Source organism: Actinocrinis sp. (assembly GCF_035938995.1).
In the GTDB taxonomy this organism is placed as follows: Bacteria; Actinomycetota; Actinomycetes; order Streptomycetales; family Catenulisporaceae; genus DASZGI01.
Genome location: NZ_DASZGI010000107.1, coordinates 1 through 9,184, shown reverse-complemented (window position 1 = coordinate 9,184; position 9,184 = coordinate 1). Strand labels below are relative to the sequence as shown.

Sequence of the window (9,184 nt, the reverse complement as noted above, 5' to 3'; positions counted from 1 at the left end):
CTTGCGTGCCGGTCGCGGACGGAGATGGCGTCGCCGGCGCAGTGTCCTGAGGTGGCAGAGGGCCATGGAGGCGCGGCGGTGGCGTTGGAGTAGTGCCCTGAGATGGAGCCGAGGTTCCGCTTCCGGGCAGCGGCAATGCCGGCGGCTCAGTGACCAGGTCGCCACCAGTAGCGTCGGCGGGCATCGTCAGAATCCAGCCTGGCCGGATCAGCGAGGCGATGGTCAGCTTGCTCCCGTCGGGCTGCACCCGGTCCTTGTTGAGGGCGAAGATCTCCTTGTACCTGCGGCCATCGCCGAGATGCCGCTGCGCGATCTCCCACAGCGAGTCGTGATGGCGGCCGTGCGGAGGCTGCACCCGGTAGAGCTTCGTGCCGCCCGAAGCCGCGGCCAGGCTCGGATCGCTGCCCGCGTCGAGGGCGGAGGTGGACGAATCGTCTGCGAGACGGACGCCGGTTTCCCCGCGCAGCGTCGGCAGATTGACGCTCGTCCCCGCGCTGGCGTTCACGGATGCGGCGGCGGAATCGCGACCCGACTGGGTGAAGAGACCGTGCGCTTTGGCCGGGCTGAGGAATGCCGCGGCCGTGCGTCCTTGGCCCTGCGCTTGGGACTGGCCCTGCCCTGCACCAGGTGCTCCGGGTCCCGGGACGGCGCCGGCCGTCGAAGCGATCGGATTGCGCAGGGCGGGCGGTCCCGCTTGGGCACCGAGGTGCGCGAGATCGGGCACGAATGAGGCAGCCGATGCCGTGATCATCAGCAGCGCCGCGACGAGTTGCCGGGCGAGGAACTGGCTCGGGCCCGCGCCGGGCACGCGCGCGGGCATCCCGACCCCGCGCCGCGCGGCCGCCATCTCGACCACGACGCAGGCCACGAACTGGGCCCAGGCCACCCACACGATGACCGCGAGCGCCTTGAGCAGCACGTCGGGGGTGATCGCCTGCTTGAAGAAGTCCGCGGACGGCATGTGGTGCGGCAGCGGCCAGCCGATGTAGCGCACCAGGGCGAACGGAATGACGCCGATCAGCAAGACGAGCGCGAGCAGCGCGCCGAGCCCCTTGACCACGTCCGTGAAGGTGCGGTGGTGCTTTAGCCGCTGCGGGCGCGGGACCCACTGCTCGGCCTGGGCGCCGGGCGCCGACCGAGTCGGCGCGCCCGAGGGGGGTGCCATGGCGTACCTCGCTCTCCGACGTCGAATCAGAACCCGGGTTGGGGATAGGCGGTGGCGCTGGCGTTCGCGGTGAACGTGCCGCTGTAGAACATGCTGAGCAGGATCGGGTTGTAGGTGAACGTGAGCCGCACTGTGACGACCGGCACGACTTGGCCCCCCGCCAGTTGTTTCGTTCCCGTCTGGAGGCACTCGGTAATCGCCGACGCCGGGTCGAGTCCCGACGCCTGGACCACCGCATCGCACTGAGCCGAGTAAGTGCTGTCAAGCGCGTAATTGCCCTGGCGCAGCTGGTCCTGGTTCAGGTCGTCCGCCGCGGCGCGCGCGGCCTGCTCCGCGATGTCGCCGATGCGCTGCCGCTCGGTGATCGCCAGCCCGCCATCGATCACGAGCCCGCCGAGCAGCATCGTCATCAGAGCCCAGAAGACGACGATGAAGGTGAAGGAGCCGCGCTCATGACGCCGGGGCAGGCCCGGCATGCGGCGCGGCATCCGGAGCCTCATGGCGTCGACCTCCGGAAGTAGTCCAGCGGGGCGGTGGCGTTGATCACGAAGGTCTTGGTGCCGAAGCTGAACCAGTCCAGGCTTCTGAGGTTGACGTTGCACACGATCTGGACCGTGTAGAGCTCGCCGGGGGCGAACGCCGCCGTCTGGTTGCCGGTGTTCGGATCGACCTCGTTGACGGACCAGCCGCCGTCGCACGTGCTGTCCATTCCGTCGGCAGTGGCCGCTTGCTGCGCCGCCCGCTCCGCCGATGTCGGATCGCGTTGCAGCGAGCCCATGCGCGCCGCGTCGCGGGCCGCGCCCTGGATGCTCCCCCGCGCGTCGACCAGGACTCCGAGAGCCACCAGGAACATGACGAAGCCGATGACGACCGGCGCGAGGATCACGACCTCGACCGCTGATATACCGGACTCCCGCGGCCGGCGATCGCGCTTCCGCTTCATCACACCTCCCTGGCTGTCCTGGTCCTTGTCAGTTGTCGGGGATGAACTGCTCGATCGGGCCTTCGCTCATCTCGGTGACCGACAGCGATCCGGACCACCACGGGAAGAGCGACGGCACGGAGACGGTGACCGTGACGGAGACGTTGTCCACGCCGTCGACTTTTTCCTTCGCTGCCTGGGAGCCGAGACTGCTCAGGCTCGGCGCGAGCTGGGTCACCCAGTGATCGGCCTCGTCGGTGGCGTCCGTCTGCCAGTTCGTGTTCGTGGCCGCCTCAGTCCGCGCGACGCGTGCACCCTCCTGGGAAGCTGCGATGGCGACGTGCCGCGAATACATGTAGAGCGCGAACTGCACGGTCAGGAAGATCATCAAGAACGCGAGCGGGGTGAGCATGACGAACTCGACCGCCGAGACGCCGCTCTCGGCGTCTCGGCGCTTGCCGTCACGAGCACCCCTGGGTCTCACCTGATCAAGGGCAGTTCTGTTGCGTGTTGGCGCCGTTGGCCCCGTTGATGCAGGTCGCGGCTTGGCCGGCCCGGCCGCGCACCGCCTGCGAGATCAGGAAGCCGACGAAGACGACGAGCCCGGCGACGATGAGCGTGATGATCACCCATTCGACCGCCGAGGCCCCGCGCTCCAGCTCGCCCGAGCGCGCCTTGGCGATCCGCGCACGTAGGCTCAGCCACGCGTACTCGAGCGCCTCACCGCCTGACAATGTGCGCATCGCAGTTTCCTCCTCTTGTGGATGGACCGCGCCCGGTTACTTCAACTGGAAGATCTGGGTCACGGCTGGGTACAGGATGAAGATCATGAACCCCGTGCACAGGAGCAGCTGCGCCACCAGCATCGACTGGGAGCGCGCACCCGCTTTTCCTTCCATCTCGGCCAATTCGCGATGCCGCATCGTCTCGGCGCGCGAGGACAGTGAGGAGCGCACTTTCGCGCCGTCGTCGGCGACCAGGGTGAGCGCCGACCCCAGGTCGGTCAGTTCCTTGATACCCAGGTCGGTCCCCAGCCGACCTAGCGCCGTCCACTGGGAGACACCGGTGAGTCTGGCGTCGGTCAGACAGTCGCGGATGCGGCGCAGCGCCCAGCCGTCGCCGACCTCGGCGGCCGTCATCAATGCCTCCGGCAGACCGCGGCCGCCGGCCAGGTTCATCGACACGAGGTCGAGGTAGGCGGCCACGACCCGGCGCATGTCGTCGCGCTTCGCCGCGGCTTCGCGACGTACCTCCAGGTCCGGCAGGATGAAGAAGAGTCCGCCGAACGTGAGCGCAAGCCACAGCGGGACGATCGGCGTGAGGTGAAGTCCCAGCAACGCGGCTGCGCCGAACACGAGCGGCCCGAACAGGAATCCGGTCGCGCCGAGCCCGACTTTCGTGGCCAGGAACTGCTGCCACGAGCGCTCCATGATGGCGAGGTCCGCGCGCACGGACCGCATCTCCCAGCCCTGCCGGGCGTAGAATTCGGCGATTCGCGCGCCCAGACGTTCCTTCGTGGAAGTGGCCGCGGGCGCCGGGGCGCCGAACTGTCCGAGCGAGCGCAGCGCGTCGATCCGCGCCACCTGCGCCGCGGCACCGAGGCGATGCGGTATCAGGGCCCAGACGACTACGAACAGACCCAGCCCGAAGACGGCGCCGATAAGGATCTCAGTCCACATCAGGGGCCGCCTCTCCGTGGTGGCGCCATTCCCTCGGCTGTCGCCTGCACCTGCTGTGGGCGGTAGAGCGGCGTCATCGGCTCACGTGCGGCGGACTTGATCAGGAAGCGGCTTGGCGGTTCGGTCATCGCGAGGCGACGCAACCACCAGAATCCGAACCCGAACAGACCGAGCACCGCAGTGAGCACGAGCTCGCCCATCGGCGTCCCGTACGGCCGCATGAAGCCGCGGTTGAAAATCGCCATCAGGAGCACGAATCCAACCACGACCCCGACGATGATCTGCACCGAGCGACGAGTGCCGGCCCGCTGGGCGATGATCCGCTGGCGCATGTCGACCTCTTCGCGCGCCGAGCGGCCCAGCGCCGTCAGCACGTCGCGCAGTCCCGGGCCACGCAGCTTCGAGTTGAGGATGAGGGCTGCGATGACGAGGTCCGCGGAGGAGTCGTTGATGTCGTCGGCGAAGTGCTGGAGCGCCTCGGGCAGGGGCATCCGGCCGCGTAGCCGGTCGAGCATCGCGTTCAGCGGCTCGCGCAGCGCCGGGTCCGCCGCCCGCGTGGTCGCCGGGATCGCCTGCTCGAGGCCGACCGCGCCGGCGATGGTGTCGCGCAGCGACTCCGTCCACATCGCCAGTGCCTCGACCCGCCGCATCGCCAGCTTTTCCGCGCCCGCGCCGCCGAAGAGTTCCCTCCAGAAGAAGGTGAGCACGATCGCGCCGAGCCCGAGCACGGGCCACTGGCTGGCCAGGCCGACCACGAGCCCGACCGCGAGAGCGATCACAGTGCGCTGACCATAGCGTTGGATCAGCGCGGCGCTGTCCGGGCCGCCGGTGGGGTCCTTCGGCCTGCGCGGGAAGCCGACCAGTCCGACGATCAACAGGGTGAGCCCGAGGCCCGCGACGAGACCGAAGGCGATCGCCTCGGCGGTGCCCTGGGTGAACAGCTCGGCAGGGTTCATCTCAGTTCCCTCACGCCCACAGTCCGCTGGGAACGTAGCCGTGCGCGACGAGTTCCTCGAGGCAGGCGATCGGCGAGCGCGGCACCGCGCGGCCGTCCAGCCCGGGGGTGAACACCTCGGAGGAAAGCACGCGGCCGTCGACGCCGTTGACCTCGCGGACCGACGACACATAGCGCCGCAGGGTGCCGCCGTGCACGTAGTCGTTGCGCTTCTCAATGAAGACCACGAAGTCGATGGCGCCGGCGATGAGCATGTGCGACGCCTCGATCGGCAGGTGCTCGGCCGCCTGGAGTGCATAGGTGGAGATGCGGTTGAACACCTCGACCGAGGAGTTCGCGTGGATCGTGGACAGCGAGCCGTCGTTGCCCTGCGACATCGCGTTGAGCATCGTGACGATCTCGTCGCCGAGCACCTCGCCGACGATGACCCGCGACGGGTTCATGCGCAGCGAACGGCGCACGAGTTCGGCCATAGATATGTGGCCAAGGCCCTCCGAGTTGGGCAGCCGCTCCTCGAACGCGACTACGTTGGGGTGCAGCTCAGGGAACTGATCCAGCCCGAGCTCGAGTGCCCGTTCGACCGTGATCAGGCGCTCGTGGGACGGGATCTCGTTCGCCATGGCGCGCAACAGCGTGGTCTTCCCGGCGTTGGTCGAACCCGCGATCATCAGGTTCTTGCGCGCGCTCACGGCGGCGGACAGGAACGAGCCGAGTTCCGGGAGCAGCGTGCCGTTGCCGACCAGGTCCGAGAGGAACACCTTGCCCAGGCGGGCGCGGCGGATCGAGATCGCGGGCCGCCGCGTGACGTCCATGACCGCGGAGAGTCGCGAGCCGTCCGGCAGCCGCAGGTCCAGCTGCGGATTGGCCGAGTCGAAGGGACGGGAGGACAGGCCCGAGTAGGCGCCGAGGATCTGGACCAGCTCGACGAGCTCGTCGTCGGACTCGGCGACCGGCTCGCCCATGACCTCGCGGCCGTCGGCGTACCCCAGGAACACATGGTCGCAGCCGTTGATGTCGATGTTCTCGATGTCCTGGTCGTCGAGCAGCGGCTGGAGCCGTCCGACACCGAACAGCGCGGCGTGCACGCCGGCGGCCAGCGCCTCTTCCTCCTCCGCGTTCGGTGGCGCGTGCCCGACCGTCACCTCGCTGCGCGCGTGCTCGTGCAGTACCTGGGCGATCACGGCGCGGGCGTACTGCCGCTCGTCCTCGCCGCTCATCGTCGGCAGGCCGGAGATCTGGTCCAGGCGGCGCTGTTCGGCGATCCGGTCGCCGACCTCCTGGCGCAGGCGCTTGACCAGCCCGTGATCCATCAGACGCCCACCGTCTGGCCCTGGTCACGGCCGAAGCCCTGCGTCCGGCCCTCGTGTTGGTCGTGGGGCTGCGATTGCGGCTGGTATGGATAAGGACCCTGACGTGTCAGGCCGTAGCGGCGGGTCACCGAGGTCGCCACGTCCCGGGCCGAGCGGATCAGCAGCGAGCGGTCGATCCGGGCGCGGCCGCGGCCGTTGAGCGCGGCGGCGCCGTCCGGGTCGTCAGCTAGCACGCCGAGCACCTCGGCGCCGCCAGCTGTCGCCGCCAGCAGCTCGCCGACCTGGGCCGCGACCTGCTTCGCGTCGCGGGGCGGGGCGATCAACACCACGCCGATCGGGGGCCGCGCCACCGACGCGGTCGAGGCGTGCGCGCCGTGCAGCTTCTGCGACAGGCCGTTGACGCGGTCGCGGACGTGCGCGATCTGTTCGGCGTCGGCGCGGGCGATGAGCAGCACCATCGCGGCGAAGGCCATCATCTCCAGCGTCGGGGAGTCGGGTCCGACCCTGCCGCAGTCGGCGATCACGTCGCCGCCGTAGCGCGTCTCTCCGTACTGGAGGTCGGCGAACTGGTCGAAGGATCGGCCGAGCCGTTGCCAGAGCGGGGCGAGCGCGGCCGCTTGCTCGGCCGTGCCCAGGCCGAGGAGCACGTCCATGCCGCCGTGTACCCGCTGCAGATGCTGGGGCAGTGCGTTGGTGTCGAAGCCGTGCCGCGCGGCGAGGGCTATGGACAGCAACCCGGTGTTCGGGTCGAGCGGCCCGCCGTTCTCCGCGGCCAGGCGATAGACCAGGTCGCCGCCGTGCGGATCGCATTCGGCGACCACCGCGCGGCGCGGCCAGGCGGCAGCGAGAGCCACCGCGCTCGTCGTGACCCCGGGCGATCCCTTGTCCCCCGCGACGATAATCAGCGCCATGATCCGCTTCCGGCTACTCGGTGTGCTTGTCGAATACGAGCACGAGGTTGCCGCCGGAGGCCGCCTGCACGACGGCCGAGGCGTCTTGCTGGGCCAGCACGAGCGAGATGTCCAGGTTGCTGGATGTGGTGCTCGGCGTGCCGACCGAGTAGACCTTCACGCCGGCGACGACGGGTCCGGTGGTGAAGCCGTTGGCCAGGTACTGCTGGCCGGTGTTCTGGTCGTTCTTGTTGGAGACGAAGTACGCGCTCACCGTGTCGCCGTCCTGGATTCCGGACGGGTACTGGCCCTCTTTGAGACTGACCCCGACCACTTCGGAGCCCTGGGGCAGCGGGACGGAGGTGGTGAGCATCTGGCCGACCAGGATCGTGCCGGGCAGAAGATCGGTCTCGGCGGTGTACTGGGAGAGCAGACCGCGTTGCGCCCACGTCACGTAGCTGATGCTGGAGTCGACCGCGACCATGACCTCGGTGATGGCGGTGTCGGCGACCGGTTGGCCCTGCGGCACCCGCTTGGTGATCTCGACGACGCCCACCCGGTCGCCGGCCCGCTGCTGCAGGTAGACCGATGCGAGCACACCGCACAGGACCAGCAGGAGGCCGAGGGCGATGAGCGCGGGCCTGCGCTCGCGTGGGGCGGACGGCGGACGGACGGTAGCCGGCGTGGGGCCGGGGCCACCGCCCAGGCCGGAGGCAGGCCCGGCGGGGCCGGTGACCGGCGGTGGCGCTAGACGGCCGGTGATGACGGGTCCGGACGCGGGTTTCCACCCGCCCCCACTCGGCGGCATGCCGTTGTCGATGTTTTTCACGGTGCTCAGGCCCCCCGGCCAGTCAAGTTGTGGTGCAAAGGGCGGCTTCAGGCCCGGATCGGATGCTGATAGTACCCGCGCGGTAACGCTATCGAACAGACCCAAGTGGTCAAGATCCTGAATCGCGCCCCACCTTGGCAAGGTGATGCCAGTTCAGGCCAGCCATTCCGACAAAGATTTGGTTAATTCCGACTTCTGCGACTACCCGGTCCGCAACCGGACGACTACGATCCGGTGCCGTCCTACCCTCTCGGTGCGGTGTTGCAACTTCAGAACCCCTCGGGCACCAGACCAGGGGTCTTGGGGACGGAAATTCCATGGGCCGTCGCAAAACCCTGTTCTCCGCGATCGCCGTGAGCGCGGCGCTGTGCGCGGTGCTGGCAGCGTGCGGCAACGCGGCGTCGCAGCCGCCCGCATCACTGCCGACTGCCAGAGCTGCGACCTCGCCGTCGCCGACACCCTCGACGCCGTCTCCGTCGCCCGACGCGTCCGCCTCGATACCGGCCGATCTGAGCATCAACTTCGAGCCGCCGGCGACGACCGATGCCACGCTGCTGTCGATCACGGCGGACGTGAAGTCAGTCGTTTATGCCTACGAAGAGGCGCTCGCACGGGGCAATGCCGACGACCCGCTGGTACATACGCTGGTGACGAAATACGCCGACGTCCAGATCACCCAGTTGCTCACCCAGCTCACCGCGAACAAGACCCGCCCGTCCGGCACCGTCACCTTCTTCAAGGTCACGCCGTCCCAGACGAACGGCTTCTATGGCGTCGCTTTCTGCGAGGACGACTCAAAGGCCTTACCGGTGACGGTGCAGGGCGACTCGCCGAAGGGAAGCGCGCCGAGCGGAAGCAGCGCTCTGCGACAGTGGGCTTTCTCGTTTGCGAAAGACAACACGGGGAGACTCGTCATCGACTACCTCTCCACGCAGGCAGGGAGCAGGTCATGCGGCTGAGCAGAAGGCCTATCGCAGTGCTGGCCGCCACGCTGACAGCCCTTAGCGCGGTCGTCGTTGCAGCGCCGAACGCGTCCGCGAGCGTGTCCTGCAATGGGGGCGCGTCGGTCAACCACGCGGTGAACTCTGCCCAGACGTTCGTCATCTGCACGATCATCAAGATGTACCCGTCCAGCACGCCCGCTGCGGGCAGCCCGACCTTCCAGTGGACGCCGCCGGTCTGCTGGCTCGAGCCCCAGTACACAGGCGCTGACCTGAGCGCGCTGATCAAAGGCGCGAACGCGAGCGCCCCCGACCCGGCGACGCAGGCCTATCTCCAGCAGATGGACCAGATGTATCAGGGCGAGGCGAACTATCACCAAGCAGACGCGGGCATGTGGTGGGGAGTCGGCTGCCGGACCGACGACTTCACCTACGCTTCGGTCTTCCCAGCCCAACAGTTCGCGGACGGCCTGAGCGCGAACAACCCGTGGGT

General features: G+C 68.8%; 11 protein-coding genes and 1 pseudogene. 2 read left to right on the top strand and 10 right to left on the bottom strand.

Translation table 11 applies throughout. The annotated features are described in order from the left end of the window. The 10 genes from VGZ32_RS07215 to VGZ32_RS07170 form a co-directional block, all read right to left on the bottom strand. A partial coding sequence (locus VGZ32_RS07215; RefSeq protein WP_326885074.1) for a LysM peptidoglycan-binding domain-containing protein occupies positions 1 to 1,165 on the bottom strand: 1,165 nt, incomplete at its 3' end. Positions 1,166 to 1,191: 26 nt separating this feature from the next. Further along, positions 1,192 to 1,665: a pilus assembly protein TadG-related protein gene (locus VGZ32_RS07210; RefSeq protein WP_326885073.1), complete on the bottom strand. Its 474-nt coding sequence runs from the start codon at positions 1,663 to 1,665 to the stop codon at positions 1,192 to 1,194. Beyond that, complete coding sequence (locus VGZ32_RS07205) at positions 1,662 to 2,108, bottom strand: TadE family protein (RefSeq protein WP_326885072.1); 447 nt, start codon at positions 2,106 to 2,108, stop codon at positions 1,662 to 1,664. Before VGZ32_RS07205 ends, VGZ32_RS07210 begins: the two co-directional genes overlap by 4 nt. A gap of 28 nt (positions 2,109 to 2,136) precedes the next feature. After that, positions 2,137 to 2,571 (bottom strand): TadE/TadG family type IV pilus assembly protein, encoded by a 435-nt coding sequence (locus VGZ32_RS07200; RefSeq protein WP_326885071.1) that lies wholly within the window; start codon positions 2,569 to 2,571, stop codon positions 2,137 to 2,139. Between the two features lie 4 nt (positions 2,572 to 2,575). Beyond that, complete coding sequence (locus tag VGZ32_RS07195) at positions 2,576 to 2,830, bottom strand: hypothetical protein (protein WP_326885070.1); 255 nt, start codon at positions 2,828 to 2,830, stop codon at positions 2,576 to 2,578. A gap of 36 nt (positions 2,831 to 2,866) precedes the next feature. Continuing rightward, positions 2,867 to 3,766: a type II secretion system F family protein gene (locus VGZ32_RS07190; protein WP_326885069.1), complete on the bottom strand. Its 900-nt coding sequence runs from the start codon at positions 3,764 to 3,766 to the stop codon at positions 2,867 to 2,869. Next, entirely contained in the window at positions 3,766 to 4,722 is a 957-nt protein-coding gene (locus tag VGZ32_RS07185) for a type II secretion system F family protein (RefSeq protein ID WP_326885068.1), read from the bottom strand. Before VGZ32_RS07185 ends, VGZ32_RS07190 begins: the two co-directional genes overlap by 1 nt. Before the next feature lie 10 nt (positions 4,723 to 4,732). Continuing rightward, positions 4,733 to 6,031 carry a CpaF family protein gene (locus VGZ32_RS07180; protein ID WP_326885067.1) on the bottom strand — a complete coding sequence of 433 codons (1,299 nt, stop codon included), beginning with the start codon at positions 6,029 to 6,031 and terminating at the stop codon, positions 4,733 to 4,735. Further along, a complete protein-coding gene (locus tag VGZ32_RS07175; protein ID WP_326885066.1) occupies positions 6,031 to 6,942 on the bottom strand; it encodes a hypothetical protein in 912 nt (303 codons plus the stop codon). Before VGZ32_RS07175 ends, VGZ32_RS07180 begins: the two co-directional genes overlap by 1 nt. Before the next feature lie 13 nt (positions 6,943 to 6,955). Next, positions 6,956 to 7,750 (bottom strand): hypothetical protein, encoded by a 795-nt coding sequence (locus tag VGZ32_RS07170; RefSeq protein WP_326885065.1) that lies wholly within the window; start codon positions 7,748 to 7,750, stop codon positions 6,956 to 6,958. Positions 7,751 to 8,067: 317 nt separating this feature from the next. On the opposite strand from VGZ32_RS07170, the gene VGZ32_RS07165 reads away from it, so the two are divergent. Further along, positions 8,068 to 8,709 carry a hypothetical protein gene (locus VGZ32_RS07165; RefSeq protein ID WP_326885064.1) on the top strand — a complete coding sequence of 214 codons (642 nt, stop codon included), beginning with the start codon at positions 8,068 to 8,070 and terminating at the stop codon, positions 8,707 to 8,709. Next, positions 8,700 to 9,184: pseudogene (locus VGZ32_RS07160) on the top strand (hypothetical protein); the annotation flags it as partial. The gene VGZ32_RS07165 and the pseudogene VGZ32_RS07160, both read left to right, overlap by 10 nt.

Bases quoted from the DNA above. Each gene is read 5' to 3' on its own strand.
- VGZ32_RS07210 (WP_326885073.1), bottom strand. From the start codon at position 1,665: ATGAGGCTCCGGATGCCGCGCCGCATGCCGGGCCTGCCCCGGCGTCAT.
- VGZ32_RS07205 (WP_326885072.1), bottom strand. From the start codon at position 2,108: ATGAAGCGGAAGCGCGATCGCCGGCCGCGGGAGTCCGGTATATCAGCG.
- VGZ32_RS07195 (WP_326885070.1), bottom strand. From the start codon at position 2,830: ATGCGCACATTGTCAGGCGGTGAGGCGCTCGAGTACGCGTGGCTGAGC.
- VGZ32_RS07190 (WP_326885069.1), bottom strand. From the start codon at position 3,766: ATGTGGACTGAGATCCTTATCGGCGCCGTCTTCGGGCTGGGTCTGTTC.
- VGZ32_RS07185 (WP_326885068.1), bottom strand. From the start codon at position 4,722: ATGAACCCTGCCGAGCTGTTCACCCAGGGCACCGCCGAGGCGATCGCC.
- VGZ32_RS07180 (WP_326885067.1), bottom strand. From the start codon at position 6,031: ATGGATCACGGGCTGGTCAAGCGCCTGCGCCAGGAGGTCGGCGACCGG.
- VGZ32_RS07175 (WP_326885066.1), bottom strand. From the start codon at position 6,942: ATGGCGCTGATTATCGTCGCGGGGGACAAGGGATCGCCCGGGGTCACG.
- VGZ32_RS07165 (WP_326885064.1), top strand. From the start codon at position 8,068: ATGGGCCGTCGCAAAACCCTGTTCTCCGCGATCGCCGTGAGCGCGGCG.